This window comes from Actinopolymorpha rutila (genome assembly GCF_013407855.1).
In the GTDB taxonomy this organism is placed as follows: domain Bacteria; phylum Actinomycetota; class Actinomycetes; order Propionibacteriales; family Actinopolymorphaceae; genus Actinopolymorpha; species Actinopolymorpha rutila.
Genome location: NZ_JACBZH010000001.1, coordinates 1,185,523 through 1,201,880 on the forward strand (window position 1 = coordinate 1,185,523; position 16,358 = coordinate 1,201,880).

12 protein-coding genes are annotated in these 16,358 nt (G+C 70.4%); 5 read left to right on the forward strand and 7 right to left on the reverse strand.

Annotated features, from left to right (window positions below):
- Window positions 1-144 precede the first annotated feature (144 nt).
- The 6 genes from F4554_RS05240 to ngcE all read right to left on the reverse strand — a co-directional run bounded on the left by F4554_RS05240 (window position 145) and on the right by ngcE (window position 6,956).
- Window positions 145-1,011: a TIM barrel protein gene (locus F4554_RS05240; protein ID WP_179786322.1), complete on the reverse strand. Its 867-nt coding sequence runs from the start codon at window positions 1,009-1,011 to the stop codon at window positions 145-147.
- Window positions 1,008-2,183 (reverse strand): dihydrodipicolinate synthase family protein, encoded by a 1,176-nt coding sequence (locus tag F4554_RS05245; RefSeq protein WP_179786323.1) that lies wholly within the window; start codon window positions 2,181-2,183, stop codon window positions 1,008-1,010. Before F4554_RS05245 ends, F4554_RS05240 begins: the two co-directional genes overlap by 4 nt.
- A complete protein-coding gene (locus tag F4554_RS05250; protein WP_179786324.1) occupies window positions 2,180-3,337 on the reverse strand; it encodes a Gfo/Idh/MocA family protein in 1,158 nt (385 codons plus the stop codon). The genes F4554_RS05245 and F4554_RS05250 overlap by 4 nt, the downstream gene beginning before the upstream one ends.
- 235 nt (window positions 3,338-3,572) lie before the next feature.
- A complete protein-coding gene (locus F4554_RS05255; protein ID WP_179786325.1) occupies window positions 3,573-4,523 on the reverse strand; it encodes a carbohydrate ABC transporter permease in 951 nt (316 codons plus the stop codon).
- Between the two features lie 17 nt (window positions 4,524-4,540).
- Entirely contained in the window at window positions 4,541-5,461 is a 921-nt protein-coding gene (locus F4554_RS05260; RefSeq protein ID WP_179786326.1) for a carbohydrate ABC transporter permease, read from the reverse strand.
- Between the two features lie 55 nt (window positions 5,462-5,516).
- A complete protein-coding gene (gene ngcE / locus F4554_RS05265) occupies window positions 5,517-6,956 on the reverse strand; it encodes an N-acetylglucosamine/diacetylchitobiose ABC transporter substrate-binding protein (RefSeq protein WP_179786327.1) in 1,440 nt (479 codons plus the stop codon).
- Between the two features lie 438 nt (window positions 6,957-7,394).
- On the opposite strand from ngcE, the gene F4554_RS05270 reads away from it, so the two are divergent.
- The 4 genes from F4554_RS05270 (at window position 7,395) to F4554_RS05285 (ending at window position 11,673) form a co-directional block, all read left to right on the forward strand.
- Window positions 7,395-8,429, forward strand: a complete 1,035-nt coding sequence (locus tag F4554_RS05270) for a LacI family DNA-binding transcriptional regulator (protein ID WP_179786328.1) — start codon at window positions 7,395-7,397, stop codon at window positions 8,427-8,429.
- A 137-nt stretch (window positions 8,430-8,566) separates the two neighbouring features.
- Window positions 8,567-9,583: a hydroxyacid dehydrogenase gene (locus tag F4554_RS05275; protein WP_179786329.1), complete on the forward strand. Its 1,017-nt coding sequence runs from the start codon at window positions 8,567-8,569 to the stop codon at window positions 9,581-9,583.
- 421 nt (window positions 9,584-10,004) lie between these two features.
- A complete protein-coding gene (locus F4554_RS05280) occupies window positions 10,005-10,760 on the forward strand; it encodes an iron-dependent transcriptional repressor DtxR (protein ID WP_179786330.1) in 756 nt (251 codons plus the stop codon).
- 118 nt (window positions 10,761-10,878) lie between these two features.
- Window positions 10,879-11,673, forward strand: coding sequence for a methyltransferase domain-containing protein (locus tag F4554_RS05285; protein WP_179786331.1), 795 nt, complete (start codon window positions 10,879-10,881; stop codon window positions 11,671-11,673).
- A gap of 130 nt (window positions 11,674-11,803) precedes the next feature.
- On the opposite strand, the gene F4554_RS05290 is transcribed toward F4554_RS05285, so the two are convergent.
- Window positions 11,804-12,868 carry a LacI family DNA-binding transcriptional regulator gene (locus F4554_RS05290; RefSeq protein WP_179786332.1) on the reverse strand — a complete coding sequence of 355 codons (1,065 nt, stop codon included), beginning with the start codon at window positions 12,866-12,868 and terminating at the stop codon, window positions 11,804-11,806.
- A gap of 233 nt (window positions 12,869-13,101) precedes the next feature.
- Between F4554_RS05290 and F4554_RS05295 the strand changes: the two genes are divergently transcribed.
- Complete coding sequence (locus tag F4554_RS05295; RefSeq protein WP_179786333.1) at window positions 13,102-16,329, forward strand: family 78 glycoside hydrolase catalytic domain; 3,228 nt, start codon at window positions 13,102-13,104, stop codon at window positions 16,327-16,329.
- Window positions 16,330-16,358: the final 29 nt, after the last annotated feature.

The window sequence follows — 16,358 nt, forward strand, 5'->3', positions numbered from 1 at the left end:
AGGAGCCGGGAACCGGCAGCAGGGTCGCCCACCTGTTTCCGTGGCACCTTGCCTGAGAGGCGGCTCGCGACGCCCACGCGCGCCACGGGGTACACCCGACGTAACCCCGACCGTTACGGCACTTCGGGGCCCTGACGGTACGACTCAGAGCACGAGGTCGGCGTACCGCTGGATCATCGTGGTGAGCACCTCGTCGGGGTCGGCGGCCCACACGTCGGCGTTGAAGATCTCCACCTCGATGTCGCCGGAGTAGCCGGCCGCGTCGACCGCCTCCCGGAACGGTCGGAAGTCGATCACGCCGTCGCCCATCATCCCCCTGGCCAGCAGCGCGTCCGCGGGGATGGGCAGGTTGAAGTCGCACACCTGGAACGACGCGATCCGCGCACCGGCGCGGGCGATCTGGGTCCAGACCTCCGGGTCCCACCACAGATGGAAGGTGTCCACGACGACGCCGACCTGTTCGACCGGGAACTGCTCGGCGAGGTCGAGTGCCTGCGCCAGGGTGGACAGCACAGCACGGTCCGCGCAGTACATCGGGTGCAGGGGTTCGAGTGCCAGCCGTACGCCACGCTCACCGGCGTACGGAGCGAGTTCGGCGACCGCCTCGGCCACCCGCTCCCGCGCGGCGGGGAGGTTTCGCGACCCGTCCGGTAGCCCGCCCACCACCAGCACCAGGCAGGGTGCACCCAGCGCCGCGGCCTCGTCGACTGCGAGCCGGTTGTCGTCAAGCGCGCGTTGACGCACAGCCGGCTCCGAGGCCGTGAGGAAGCCGCCCCGGCACAGCGAGGAGACCCGAAGGCCCGCGTCGCGTACGAGCTTGGCCGCGCGTTCAACCCCGATGTCCTGCACGGGTTCGCGCCACAGGCCGATGGCGGGGATTCCCTTGCGTACGCAGCCGGCGACCGCCTGCGCGACACCCCAGCTGTTCGTCGTCTTCTGGTTGAGGGACAACCGTGTCAGGTCGGGCTTGACAGGGCTCTCGACGTCGCGGTCGACGGGGCTGGTGCTCACGTGGCGACTCCGTGCAGGGCAAGGAAGGTTCGCATCCGGGCGACGGCGAGGTCCGGGTCGGGCAGCAGGCCCGCCTGGTCGGCGAGGCGGAACGCCTCCGCCAGGTGGGGAACGCTGCGTGCGCTCTGCAGCCCGCCCACCATCGCGAACGCGTCCTGGTGGCCGGAAAGCCAGGCCAGGAAGCAGATTCCGGTCTTGTAGTAGTACGTCGGAGTGCCGAACAGATGCCGCGACAGCGGGACCGTCGGCTCGAACGCCTCGTCGTAGGCGGCGGTGTCACCGGCGTCCAGCGCGGCCAGCGCGGTCGCGGCGGCCGGCGCGATGGCCGCGAAGATCCCGAGCAGCGCGTCGGAGCCGGAGGCGATCAGGCCGGGGTAGTTGAAGTCGTCCCCGGTGTAGAGGCGTACACCCGTCGGCAGGCCCGACCGCACCGCGATCTCGTGGTCGGCGTCCAGCAAGGAGACCTTGACACCATCGACCACGTCCGCGTGGTCGCGCACCAGTGAAAGGAACGTCTCCGTCGCGGCGGAGACGTCGGCCGAACCCCAGTAGCCGGTCAGCGCGGGGTCGAACATCGGTCCCAGCCAGTGCAGGATCGCCGGGCCGCGTACCTGGCCGAGCAGCCGGTCGTAGACCTTGCGGTAGTCGTCGGCGTCCCGGGCGACGGCAGCCAGGTGCCGGCTGGCCATCAGGATGGGCTGAGCCCCGGCGTCCTCGACCACGGCGAGCTGTTCCTCGTACGCCGCGACCACCTCGTCCAGGCTCGGCGACCCGGAGGGGCCCGAAGCCCCGAGGGCCGGTAGCTGGTCGGTGCCGGCGCCGCAGGCGACCCGCCCGCCACAGGCCACGGCCTCGGCGGCGCTGCGCCGGATCAGCTCGGACGTGGTGTCCCAGGTGAGGCCCATGCCGCGCTGCGCAGTGTCCATCGCGTCGGCGACACCGAGGCCGTGCGCCCACAGGTGCCGGCGGAAGGCCAGGGTCGCGTCCCAGTCCAGCCGGGCCGGCGCGCCCGGGGTGTTGTCGGCGAACGGGTCGGCCACCACGTGCGCGGCGGCGAAGGCGACCCGGGAGGTGAAGCCCTCGCTTCGCCGGACCCACTGTCGCGGTGCCGCCAGCTCGTACGGACGGGTCGATCCGTCCGCCTGGGGGAGGTTCAACCGCAGGCCGGTCATACGCCGACCTCCGGCACCTCGATCCGCCGGCCCTCGCGGGACGACTGGATGCCGAGCTCGGCGAGCTGAACGCCCCGGGCCGCGGCCAGGAAGTCGTACGGGAACGGCGCGGCGTCCTCCTCCAGCACGTGCCGCAGGAACTGCTCCCACTCCGCCTTGAAACCGTTGTCGTACACCTCGTTGTCCGGCACCGGCTGCCACTGCTCGCGGAACGGCTCGGTCACCGGCAGGTCGGGATTCCACACCGGCATCGGCGTGGTCGAGCGGTGCTGGATCCGGCAGTTACGCAGCCCGGCGACCGCGCTGCCCTCGGTGCCGTCGACCTGGAACTCCACGAGCTCGTCGCGGTAGACGCGCACCGCCCAGGAGGAGTTGAGCTGGGCGATGGTGCCGTCCTCCAGCTCGAAGATCGCGTACGCCGCGTCGTCGGCGGTGGCGTCGTAGGCCCGGCCCCGCTCGTCCCACCGCTGCGGGATGTGGGTCACCGAACGGGCGGTGACGGCGCGGACCCGGCCGGCGATCGACTCCAGGACGTAGTTCCAGTGGCAGAACATGTCCAGGGTGATCCCGCCGCCGTCCTCGGCGCGGTAGTTCCAGCTCGGGCGCTGCGCACGCTGCCAGTCACCCTCGAACACCCAGTAGCCGAACTCTCCGCGTACGGACAGGATCCGGCCGAAGAAGCCACCCTCGATCAGCCGCCGGAGCTTGCGCAGGCCGGGGAGGAAGACCTTGTCCATGACGACGCCGTTCTTCACCCCGGCCTCGCGGGCGGCCCGGACGAGTTCGAGAGCGCCGGCCACCGTGTCCGACGTCGGCTTCTCGCAGTAGACGTGCCGGCCGGCGGCGATCGCGGCGAGCACCGACTTCTCCCGGGCGCGGGTCGTCTGGGCGTCGAAGTAGATCAGGGTGGAGGAGTCGGACAGGGCGGTGTCGAGGTCGGTGGTCCAGCGGGTCAGGCCGTGGCGGTCGGCGATGTCGCGCAGCTTCTGCTCGGAGCGGCCGACCAGGAGGGGGTCGGGAACGACGCGGGTGCCGTCGCCGAGCTCGATGCCGCCCTGGTCCCGGATGGCGAGGATCGACCGCACCAGGTGCTGGTTGTACCCCATCCGGCCGGTCACGCCGTTCATGACGACCCCGACTTCACGCACGGCCATCGGTTCCTCCCGCTGAACGAAACCTGCTCTGGGAAACGTGGTGGAAAACGCTTTCCAGCGAGCCTAGCCGAGCCGGTCGACCGGGAGCAAGCCCGGCAACGGACACTGCCGAACCAGGCCGGGCAGGTCGGGCAAGGCAGGACAGATCCGGCAATCAGGCAATCAGGCAAGAACCGGGCAGGTCAGGTCAGGCAAGGGCCGGGCAAGGTCGGGCAGATCGTCCCGCCGCCCGGGACTACTTCAGGGCGCCCGCGGTGAGACCTTCCTCGACCCGTCGCTGGAACACGACGTAGACCACGAGGACCGGGATCATCGCGATCACCAGTCCCGCGAACATCTGTGCCAGCGACGTCGAGCTGGATTCATAGCGCGTACGCAGCGCGAGGTCGGCCAGACCCTGAGTCAACAGGAAGTTGCTCCGCTCGTTGTCCTTCGGCGTGTTGAGCACCAGTGGGAGGAGGTACTGGTTCCACTGGCCGAGGAAGTTGAACACCCCGATGCTGATCAGCCCCGGCTTGGCCAGCGGCAACATGATCGAGAAGAACGTACGGAAGTGCCCGGCGCCGTCGATGAACGCCGACTCGGCGAGCTCGTTCGGCAGCGACTGGAAGAACGCGGTGAGGAAGAACACCGAGAACGGCAGCGAGAACGCCACGTAGACGATGATCAGGCCGGGCAGGGTCTGCTGCAGGCCGAGGTTCTGGGTGACCTTGGTGAGCGGAACGATCGCGAGGAACAGCGGGAAGGTCATGCCGACCAGGAACAGGTAGTAGATAGCCCTGCTGCCCGGAAAGGCGTACCTCGCCAGCACGTAGGCGGCCATCGACGACAACAGCAGGGTGAAGAAGACCCCGCACACCACGACGATCACGGTGTTGAGGAAGAACCGGCCGATGTTCGCGGTCTGCCAGGCCTCGACGTAGGTGGACAGCTGCGGCGTGGCGGGCAGCCCGAACGGGCTGTCGTAGATCTCCTTGTTGGTCTTCAGCGAGGAGATCAGCACCCACGCCATCGGCAGGATCACCAGCAACGCCCAGGCGGCCAGGAAGATCTGCGGGATGCCGTCGCCGAGCAGCCGGGCTCCGCGGAAGGCGGGTGCCGGCAACTGCGGCGAGGGCGGCGTGGACCGGTCCGCGCCGGGAACGCCGTCAGCTCCGGTGGCGGTGGGCGTGGGGAGACTCGTCATGGAGGTCGTCTTTCGGTTCAGTACTCGAGGCGTTCCCGGCGGGTGATCCGGAACGTCACCACCGCCAGCAGGAGCGAGAAGATCAACAACATGGTCGCCATCGCCGAGGCGTACCCGAACTGCGAGTTGAGCGCGAACGCCGTACGGAACAACTGCGTGGCCATCACGTCCGCGCCGAAGTCAGCCGACACGCCGTTGCGCGCCATCACCGACAACAGCGCGAACATGTCCAGCGTCCCCACGCCGATGTAGACCAGCGACACCTGGACGTGCCCCCACAGCAGCGGCAGCGTGAGGTGGCGGAACATCCGCGGCCGGGTGGCGCCGTCGATGGCGGCCGCCTCGAAGAGCTCACGCGGGATCTGCTGCATCCCGGCGATGAACAACACCATGTAGAAACCGACCGCGGACCAGATCGCCGCGAACATGATCGCCCACAGAATGAAGCCCTGGTTGCCGAGCGGGCCGTTGGGGACGATCGACAGCAGGTCGATGTGGAAGAACGAGAGCGTCTGCTGGAGCAGGCCGCCCTGGGTGCTGTAGATGAACTGGAACAGGATGGCCACGATCACCACCGGGATGACCTGGGGGAAGAAGTAGACCACCCGGTAGAAGCGGGACCCGAACAACCCCTCCCGGGCCCCGCCCGTCCCACCGCGGGTGAGCAGCGTCGCGAACACCAGCGCCAGCGCCAGCGTGACCAGCGGGACGACCAGCAACAGCTTCACGTTGTTGAGCACCGCGTGCCACCACGCGGAGTCCTGGATCAGCGCGGTGTAGTTGGCCAGTCCGACGTACTTGAACTCCGGCGTGAACCCCGTCCAGTCGGTGAACGAGATCTGGATCCCCTGCGCGAACGGCGAGAGGACGAAGACCACGTACAGCGCCAGTGGTGGAGTGAGGAACGTGATGATGAACGGCACACGGCCCTTGCGCATCGCTTGCTGTCCCTGCCTTCTCGTCGCTTCTCGTCGCTTGTTGTCGCCCTTCGGCTCAGCGCTTGAACTTCTTGATGTTCGACTTCTTCACCTGGTCAGCCTTGCGCTGCACCCGGTCGACGAACCCCTTGGCGTCCAGCTTGCTGGTGAGCAGCACGCCGACCGCGGCCTCGGCCTCCTCGGTCAGCGGGCGATACCACGTGCCGTACGTCGGGGTGTCGAGCCGGTCGACCTTCTGGGCCGCATCCAGCGCGGCGAGGGACGACTTGAGCACGGGGTCCTGCGCCTGGGCCTCGTGCGCGCCCTTGACCACCGTCAGCGTGTAGGTCAGCTCGGCGAACTTCTGCGCGCCCTCCTTGGACAACATGATGCGGAGGTACTCCAGGCCGCCGGGGACGTTCTTGGCCTTGGACGGGACGATGAAGTTCTCACCCGGCGCGTTCGGAATCGCCTCGTACGGGAACTTGTCGCTGTCGTCCAGGGACGGCGTGGGCGCGATCGTCATCTCGAAGTCGCCCGGCACCTGCGACTTCATCTCGCTCTTCAGCCACGACCCGCAGGGGATGATGGCGGCCTTGCGCTGCAGCCACGCGGCCTGCGCCTGGGTGTGGCTGAGCGAGGCGGTGCCGGGAAGGATGTAGCCCTTCGACTTCAGCTCGAAGAACGCCTCGGCGACGTCGAGCACGGCCTGCTGCTGCCAGGCGCCGTCCTCGAGGTTGTCGATGTTCTTCAGCACCTCCTTGCCGCCGTGCTTCTGCACCATCGCGTTGAAGACGGTGAGCATGTAGGCGGGGTACTGCCCCTGGTAGGTCCACAGCGGGACGCCCTTGGCCTTGGTCTTCGCACCGAGCGCCATCAGCTCGTCCCACGTCTTCGGCGTCTCCCACTGGTTGTCGCGGAAGAGCTTGGCGTCGTGCCACAGACCGTTGATGTTGAAGGCGTACGGCAGGCCGTAGACCTTCCCGTCGAACGTCAGCGGGTCGAAGGTGCCCTCGACCACGGTGTCCTTGACCTTCTTGCCCGCCATGTCCCACGAGGGCGCCTCGAGCAGGTCGGCCAGCTCGGTCAGCTGGCCCTGGTTGACCAGGGTGGCGGTGTCGAGGTCCTGCGCGCCGGAGTTGTCGATGACGTCGGGCGGGTTGCCGTTGACGAAGCGGGGCTGCAACTGCGCGGTGATCTCCTGGGTGCCCAGGTGGTCGACCTTCGCCTGCGGGTAGCGCTTCTGGTACATCTTCTCGTGGTACTTCGCGTACTCGTCGCTGAAGCCGCCCTTGAAGATGACGACGTCGAGCGGCGCCTTCGGGTCGACACCGAAGGGGTTCTTCGCGTCCGTCTTGCCGTTGGACTTCGGCTTGGTGGCGCTGCCTCCGCCGCCACCTCCGCCGGTCGCGCAGGCGCCGAGTACGGACGAGCCTCCGGCCGCGGCGGCGAGCGCGGCCGCGCGGCGCAGGAACTGTCGGCGGTCCAGGCCGGCGAACGGGCGGTGCTCGGTCATCGTTCCTCCTGCTCACGTCGTGCGATGCGTCAGTACGTCGGTACGTCGGTACGTCGATGCGTCGATGCGTCGGTATGTCAGGCGATGCGTCGTTACGTCAGTGCCGCGGTGCGTCGGTGCGTCGTTACGTGGTGCGGTGCCGGCCCCGGCGGAGTCCGGGAGGGGGGCCGAGGAGTGGCCGTCGTGACGGTCGGTCACGGTCGCCGACTGATTGTGGAGTGCGAGCACTGTAGTGCGGCTCCGAGCACGCCAACAAGGGTTTACGACAAGCCGACACGTAAAGGTAATTTTCCTGCGCCGGCTGGCTCGCCGGTGCGTCTGCCTGCCCGCTCACGCGGTCGATCCGGCATGCTGGACCGCGTACGTCGGACCAGACCGGTGTACGCCGGCGTACACCGACGTACGCCGGAACGAACTGCGGGTGGAGACACGGAACACATGAGCTTTCCCACGGTGGTCACTCTCGGCGACGTCGCCCGGCGGGCCGGGGTGTCGCTGGCGACCGCGTCGCGGGTGCTCAACGGCAGCACCCGGCGGGTCAACGAGGACCTTCGGGTGGTGGTGCTGAAGGCGGCGCAGGAGCTGGGTTACACGCCCAACCTGCACGCCCAGGCGGTCGCGCGCGGGACGAGTTCGACCGTCGGGCTGGTCATGCACGACATCGCCGACCCGTACTTCTCCGCGATCGCCTCCGGGGTGATGCGAGTCGCCGACGAGCGCGGCCTGATCGTGACGCTGGGCACCACGTCGCGCAACCCCAACCGCGAGCTGCAGTACGTCGCGATGATGCGGGCGCAGCGTGCCCGGGCGGTGATCCTCGCCGGCACCCGCACCGCCGACAAGGAACAGACCGAACGGCTGGCCGCGGAAGTTACGGCGTTCCGGCGTTCCGGCGGCCGGGTGGCGTGTGTCAGCCAGCACAAGCTGCCCGCCGACACGGTGCTCCCGGAGAACCGCGCGGGGGCGCGGGAGCTGGCGGTGAAGCTGGCCGAGCTCGGGCACCGGCGGTTCGGCGTACTCGCCGGTCCGCGCCCGCTGCTGACCGCGCGCGACCGGCTGTCGGGGTTCAGGGCCGGCCTGGCCGAGAAGGGCCTGGAGCTCGCGCCGGACGCGGTGGTCGAAGGACCCTTCACCCGCGACGGCGGTTACCAGGCGGCGCGCGAGCTGATGGCCCGCGGGCTCGGCGTCACCTGCGTCTTCGCGGTGAACGACGTGATGGCGGTCGGCGCGATGGCCGCCTGCCGCCACGAGGGCGTCGACGTTCCGCGTGACCTCTCCATCGCCGGCTTCGACGACATCCAGACGTTGCGCGACCTGGTCCCGCCGCTGACCACGGTCCGGCTGCCGCTGGAGGAGATGGGTGTGCGCGCCGCGGAGCTGGCGCTGGAGCTCGACGCTCCGGAGAAGGACCGGCTGGTGCGCGTACGCGGCGAGGTCGTGCTCCGGGAGAGCACCCGCAAAGTCCGCGGCTGACCGCTCGGCCCGCTCTGCCCCCTCGGACTGTTCGGACTGTTCGGTACGAAGGTGTTCCGGCGCTCGCGCCGAACGCGGCCACCACCGCCCTCGCGAGCCTTGGGAAGCGCTTACCCACGCCCGCTACGCTGCCCCACATGGTCCAAGCGCACCGTCCCGCCGTGGTCCTCGCGATGTCCCCGGCCAACCTGCACCGCCTGCTCGACGACCACCAACGCCGGCGCATCGCGACGCTCGCGGACGTGGACCTCGACCTCGTTCTGGACGAGTACCGCAGTGCGCGCGCCCGGGCCGCGCTCGGCCGTGCGCAGGTGCTGCTCACCTGCTGGGGCGCTCCGCCCGTCGACGCCGAGGCGGTCTCCGCCGCGCCCGGGTTGGCCGCCGTCGTGCACGGCGCCGGCTCGATCAAGAGCCTGGTCACCCAGGCCGCCTGGGACCACGGCGTCCGGGTGTCCTCGGCGGTCGCCGCGAACGCCGTACCGGTCGCGGAGTACACCGTGGCCATGGTGGTGCTGGCCGGCAAGCGGGCGTTCCCGATCCAGGCGGCCTACCGCGCGGACGCGCGGCGACAGGACTGGGCGGCCCGGTTCCCCGGGCTCGGCAACTACCGCACCACCGTCGGGATCGTCGGCGCCTCGCACGTCGGCCGACGGGTGCTGGACCTGCTCGCGGTGTACGACATGGACGTCCTGCTCGCCGACCCCACCCTGACCGCGGCGCAGGCGTCCGGCCTCGGTGCCCGGCTGGTCGACCTGGACGAGCTCGCCGCCGGTTCGGACGTGGTGAGCATCCACGCGCCGGACGTACCCGCGACGTACCACATGTTCGACGCCCGCAGGCTGGCCCTGATGCCGGACGGCGCGACGCTGATCAACACCGCGCGCGGCCGCCTGGTGGACACCGACGCGCTCACCGCGGAGGCGGTGAGCGGGCGGCTGTCCGCGGTGCTCGACGTCACCGACCCGGAGCCGCTGCCCGCCGGTTCGCCGCTGTTCGGGTTGCCGAACGTCGTGCTGACCCCGCACATCGCCGGGTCGCTGGGCAACGAGGTCCACCGGATGGGCGCGCTCGCGGTGGACGAGGTCGAACGCTTCGCCCGGGGCGAGGACTTCGCGCACCCGGTCGACCCCGCGCGGCTGGAGCTGCTGGCCTGAGCGGACGAAGGGATAGGCTCCCGGGCATGGGACGAGGATCGCGAGCGAAGGTTCGTTGGACGAAGGAACGCACCCGCCGCAAGCGCGAGCGGGACCGGCGCAAGGCACAGGAGAGAGGCGAGGCGCGCAAGAGCGGGTGACCGCGATGCCGTCGCCCGCGGGGGTTCGCCGTGCGGCCGGGGCCATCCCCGGCGGCACGGCGATCTCCCGCCTCCGCATCTTCTTCGGCCAGTCCGTTCCCGCCCGGGAGCGGTACGGCGTGTGTGGGCGTCTTTCGGCCTATGATGCCGAGCCCGAGCGTCGATAGCCCGCTACGACGGTTACGGCGCACCTGCCAGCCTTTCGCCCGTTTTGACCGCGGCCAGGTCCGGACGTCGCCGCGTATCCTTTGGGCAGGCAGACCTAAGAAGGAGCACGCGGCGTGAGCCACAGCGATCTGATCGACACCACGGAGATGTATCTCCGCACCGTGTACGAGCTGGAGGAGGAGGGCATCGTCCCCCTCCGTGCCCGGATCGCCGAACGCCTGCACCAGTCCGGCCCCACGGTCAGCCAGACGGTTGCCCGGATGGAGCGTGACGGACTGCTCACCGTCCAGGGCGACCGGCACCTGGAGCTGTCGCCGAAGGGCCGGGCGCTGGCCACCCGGGTGATGCGCAAGCACCGGCTCGCCGAACGCCTGCTGGTCGACGTGATCGGGCTCGACTGGGAGCTGGTGCACGTCGAGGCCTGCCGCTGGGAGCACGTGATCTCCGACGACGTCGAACGCCGCCTGGTGTCGATCCTCGGCGAGCCGACGGTCTCGCCCTACGGCAACCCCATCCCCGGTCTTTCCGAGCTCGGCTACACCGGCGCGGTGGAGGACTTCCTGTCCGAGGTGGAGTCGCTGGAGCAGGTGGTCGCCAAGGCCGGGCCCGGCGAGGAGACCAAGGTGGTCGTACGCCGGATCAGCGAGCCGCTGCAGACCACGCCGGAGCTGATGGAGGTGCTGCGCCGGGCGGGCGCGCTACCGGGACAGACGGTGAGCGTGGCGGCCGGACCGGACAGCGTCCTGATCCGGGGCGGCGACGGCGACGACGTGGGTGGCGTGGGTGGCGACGGGTCGGCGCGGATCGCCGGAGCGACCGCCGAGATCGCCCGCCAGCACGCCGGCCACATCTTCGTCCGGCGCCTCTAGGGCCCCTGGGACCTGTCCCGGGAACCTGTCCTGGGACGGCCGCGGCACCGGACCCCGGGCCCGGGTCCTATCCTCGACCTGCCCTGCCCCCGTCCTCCGCGAAGGAGGCTGACCCGCCGTGACGTCTGACTGGCCGGGCTATCTCGACGACTTCCACGTCCGCCACGCCGGTGTCACCGAGGACCTGCTGCGCCGTTGCCACGCCGGCGACCTGACACCGTACGGCTGGGTGTTACGGCCGGTCGCGGGCCGGGGACGTCGCGTTCTGGACGTCGCGTGCGGCAGTGGCGCGGTGGCCGGTGAGCTGCACCTGGAGCAGTACCACCGGGAGGGCATCGAGGAGCCCCTGGTCGTCGGGGTCGACCGGTCGCCGCGGGAGGTGGAGATCGCCCGTGAGCGCCACCACGCCCAGGTGCTGTGTGCCGACGCCACCAGGCTGCCGTTCACCGACGGCGGGTTCGACGCCGTGGTGTGCTCGATGAGCCTGATGGTGGTGCAGCCGTTGCAGGAGGCGCTGGCGGAGATCGCTCGGGTGCTGCGACCGGGCGGGATGCTGTCGGCGACCGTGCCGGCCGCGGTGCCGTTGCGGGCGAGCGACCTGCTCGTCCTCGGGCCGCTCACGGCCAGGCTGCGCACGCCGCCGCGTTTCCCGGGCTGGGCCGAACTCGGCGACCTGGGCGACCTGCTGGAAGGCGCCGGCCTGCACGTCGTCGAGGACGCACGCGAGCGCTTCGTGTTCTCCGTACTGGACGCTGCCGACGCCGAGTTGCTGGTCACCGCGTTGTACCTGCCGGAGCTGTCGGCGGAGCGGCGGGCCGCGGCGATCGGCTGGCTCACCGAACGGGCGCGCGGTCGTTCTGCCGGAGTGGACGTCGCCATCCCGATTCGTCGGGTGCTGGCGATGCGCCGCTGAGACCCTGAACCGCGGGAAAGACCCTGACCGCGTACGCCGCGTACGCCGCGTACGCCGTGGACCGGTGACCGGTGACCGGTGACCGCGCAAGCGTGGGTTGACACCGTGCACCGCTGTCAACCTGTGCTTGTCAACGCGGTCGGTGTGGACCGCTGGACTCCCGGATGACAAGCTCGGGCTGGAACAACACCTGCTCGTGCTTGTGCTGCCCACGTGTCACGGCTTCGGCGAGGAGCAGGTCGGCGGCGGCCCGGCCGATCTGGTAGCGCGGCTGGCGGATGGACGTCAGCGGCGTGGTGAGCACGGCCGCGAACTCCACGTCGTCGTACCCCACCACCGCCATGTCGTCCGGCACGCCGAGACCGCGCTTGCGCAGCCCGCGGAGCACGCCGAGCGCGGTCAGGTCGTTGACGCAGACGATCGCGGTGACGCCGTCGGCCTGGTCGAGCACCTGGGTGAGGGCCCGCTCGCCACCGTCGGCGTTGAGCGCGCTGACGGTCACCTCCACCAGCGAACCGGACAGGGTGAGACCGGCCGCCTTCAGTGCCTTCCGTACGCCCTTGCGCCGATCCGCGCACTGCCGGATCTTCGTGGGCCCGTTGACGAACGCGATCCGCCGGTGCCCCAGCGAGATCAGGTGGGCTGCGGCGAGCTCACCGCCGCGTACGTCGTCCACTCCGACCGAGCACATCGTGCCGCCGTCGCTGTGGTCGAGAAGTACGACGGCGGTGCCACGGGCGCGGGCCTGGTCCAGCCAGGTGAGGTCCTCCTCCGCGGGACTGACCAGGACGCCCTGCACGCCTTGTTCCTCCAGCAGCCGGAGGTAGCGAAGCTCGCGTTCGTTGCTCTCGTCGGAGCTGGCCAGGATGAGGATGTGGTCGTCCTCGGCGAGGCGGTCCTCGATGCCGCGTGCGACGTCGGTGAAGAACGGGTTGGCGATGTCGAGAACGATCGCCCCGACCGCACGACTGGTGCCGGCGCGAAGCTGGCGGGCCGAACCGTTGCGGACGAAGCCGAGTGTCGCGATGGCGTCCTCGACCTTGCGCCGGGTTTCCTCGGCCACCAGTGCGGGTTTGTTCAGCACGTTCGAAACGGTCCCGACGGACACGCCGGCGAGTTCGGCCACGTCCCGAATACCCCGGCGACGCGCGGCGCTGTGAGGCGTACGACCCACACTTTCGACAATCGCCGCCATGAATCCCTCCCACAGTAAGGCCCGCCCCGGAAAGGCATTCCCCGGAACCGGCCATGAAACGCACCCGCCGGGCCGGCCGCGAAGGTGCGTCCGAACCGCCGGGCTACTGCCCACATACGAACCAGGCTTGGGATCCAGCATAGGAGCCCTTGACAGTCCGCTGCGCCGACAATAGCGTCACTCGCGCGAATCTTGAAAGGTTTCACCGCCCAATTCAACGGACGGACTGTGACGTGAACGAAACCACCGGACCGCTTCGGCCGTACGATCTTCGGACAGAAACCGCGAAATCCCCCCTTGGCCTGGACGAGCCCACGCCGCTTCTGGCCTGGGAACTGACCGGAAACGGCCGGAGCAGAGCGCAGCGCGCTTACCGCGTCCGGCTTTTCCCGGCCGCGGCCGGAACGGAACCCCTCGCGGATGGTGCCGACGCGCACCCGGCGGTCGTGTGGGACTCCGGTGAGGTGATCTCGGCCCGGTCGACCGGCGTGGCGTACGCCGGTCCGGTACTGGCCGCTCGTGAGCGCTACGCCTGGGCGGTGCGGGTGACCGACGAAGCCGGGCGTGACTCGGGATGGAGCGAGCCGGCGGAGTTCGAGATGGGCTTGCTGGCCGAGGCCGACTGGCAGGCGGACGGCGTCGGCACGCGGTGGATCGGCGCGCCCGGTGAGGACGGCCTCGCCGACGCGGTGTCACTGGACTACGCCGGCCGGCCGCACCGGATCGAACGCGTGTGGCTTCCCGGCGACCTGTCCGCGGCCGCGCGCACCGGCTACTTCAGGACGCGGTTCGAGGTGCCGGCCGGGTTCGGTGCCGAGCGGGTACGACTGCTGGCCGACGCGGAGGAGGCCAGGGTCCGAGTCCACTGCAACGGACGCGAGGTCGCCGCTGACGGCAGCCCGATCGCGGTCGACACGATCCGTACGGGCACGAACGTTCTCGCGGTCGAGGTCGTGGGCAACCCGACAGCAGACGCAGGCCCCGATGGCACGCCGGGGTTGGTGGTGCGGCTCGACCTCGAGTCCGGCGACAAGCACGTCGTGGTGACCAGCGACGACAGCTGGCAGTGCTCCCCGGCCGCCGGCGACGGCTGGGAGACGGCCGACAGCGACGACTCGGGCTGGCAGCTGGCCCAGGCGTTCGGCCTGCACGGCGTCGCGCCGCACGGTCGTTCACCCCTCAGCTACCGCCCAAGTCCCTACCTGCGCAAGGAGTTCCGGACCGGCGCACCCGTTCGCCGCGCCCGTCTCTACGCCACCGCGCTCGGGGTGTACGAAGCGCGGCTGAACGGCGAGCGGGTGGGCGACCGCCGGTTCGCGCCGGGCTGGACCGACTACGCCCGACGCGTGCCGTACCAGACCTACGACGTGACCGACCTGGTTCGGTCCGGCGACAACGTCCTCGCGGGCGTGCTCGCCGACGGGTGGTACACCGGCAACGTCTGCTGGTTCGGTCCGTTCCACTACGGCCGGCACCGTGCCTTCCGCGCCCGGCTCGAGGTCGAGCACACCGACGGCACGCGCACCGTCGTGGCCACCGACGAGTCCTGGCGAGTTGGTGAAGGTGCGACGAGGTACGCCGACCTGCAGAACGGCGAGGTCGTCGACGCCCGGTTGGAGCCGGCCGGCTGGGACCTGCCCGGCTTCGACGACTCCGCCTGGCCGAACGCGGTCGCCGGCTCGCCCACGCACGGTCCGCTCGAAGCCGAGGTCGCCCCGCCGATCCGTGTCAAGGAGACCTTGCCCGCGGTCACCGTCACCTCGCCCCGGCCCGGGGTGCACCTGGTCGACTTCGGCCAGAACCTCGTCGGCTGGGTCCGGTTGCGCGTACGCGGGCAGGCGGGCACCAGGCTGCAGCTGCGGCACGCGGAGGTGCTCGACCACCGCGGCGAGCTCTACGTCGAGGCGCTGCGCGAGGCCCGGGCCACCGACGAATATTTCCTGCGCGGCGACGCCGACGGCGAGGTGTTCGAACCCCGCTTCACGGTGCACGGTTTCCGGTACGCCGAGATAGTCGGGCTGCCTGGCGACCTCGACCCGGCCGACGTGCAGGCGAAGGTCGTGTTCGCCGACATGGAGCAGATCGGCACGTTCGAGTGTTCCGACCCACGGCTCAACCAGCTGCAGCACAACATCGTCTGGGGGCAGCGCGGCAACTTCCTCAGCGTTCCTACCGACTGCCCGCAGCGGGACGAGCGGCTCGGCTGGACCGGTGACGCGCAGGTCTTCGCCTCCACCGCGGCGTACAACTACGACGTCCGTTCGTTCCTGCGCAAGTGGCTGCGCGACCTGCGCGACGGCCAGCAGCCCGACGGCGGCGTGCCCCACGTCGCGCCGGACGTGCTGTCGTCACAGTCGTTCCTGATGGGCGGCGACGGGCGCGCGGCCGCGGGTGCCGCCGGATGGGGCGACGCGGTCGAGATCGTTCCGTGGGAGCTGCTGCGTGCGTACGGCGACCACCGGGTGGTCGAGGAGAACCTCGCCGCGGTCGGTTCCTGGCTGGACTACCTCGAGTCGCACAGCACAGACCTGGTGCGGCCGGCCGAGGGGTTCGCGGACTGGCTGGCGCCGACGCCGACCCCGGCCGACCTGGTGGCCACCGCGTTCTTCGCCTACGCCGCCCGGGTCGCCGGTCGGCTGGCCGCCGAGCTCGACCGAGCCGACGAGGCTGCCCGGTGGGAGAAGCTGTACGAGCAGGTGCGGGCGGCGTTCCGGGCCCGCTACGTGCGCGGCGGCGGGCGGGTGGAGTCCGGCACCCAGACGTCGTACGTGCTCGCGTTGCACTTCGGGCTGCTCGAACCCGCGGAGGAGCCGCAGGCCGCGCGGCACCTGGTGGAGGAGATCGCCTCCCGCAACTGGCATCTCGCCACCGGCTTCCTGGGCACTCCCTACCTGCTGCCGGTGCTGTCGCGGTTCGGCTTCGAGGACGTCGCGTTCCGGCTGCTCACCCAGGACACCTTCCCGTCCTGGCTCTACCCCGTCGTGCACGGCGACGCCACCACGATGTGGGAGCGCTGGGACTCATGGAGCGACTCGCGCGGCTTCCAGGACCCGGGCATGACGTCGTTCAACCACTACGCCTACGGCGCGGTCGGGGAGTGGATCTACCAGACGCTCGGCGGGATCGCGCCCGGCGAGCCGGGCTACCGGACGGTGGTGGTCCGGCCGCGAGCCGGCGGCGACGTCAGCTGGGCACGGGCGTCCCTGCGGACGCCGTACGGCAAGGTGTCGACGCGCTGGCGGCAGACGCCGGAGGGAGCGTTCACCCTCGAGGTCACGCTGCCCCCGAACGTCATCGGCGAGGTCTGGCTGCCGACGGCGGACGCGTCCGGGGTGACCGAGGGCGGTGGGCCGCTCGCCGCGGCGGACGGCGTGGCGGTGGAGCGGAGCACCGACGGCGCGGAGACGCTGGTCCGGGTGGGGTCGGGCTCGTACACCTTCCAGGTGCCGGCCACGACCTGAAGAACCCGCGACGGAGATCGGCCGACCGC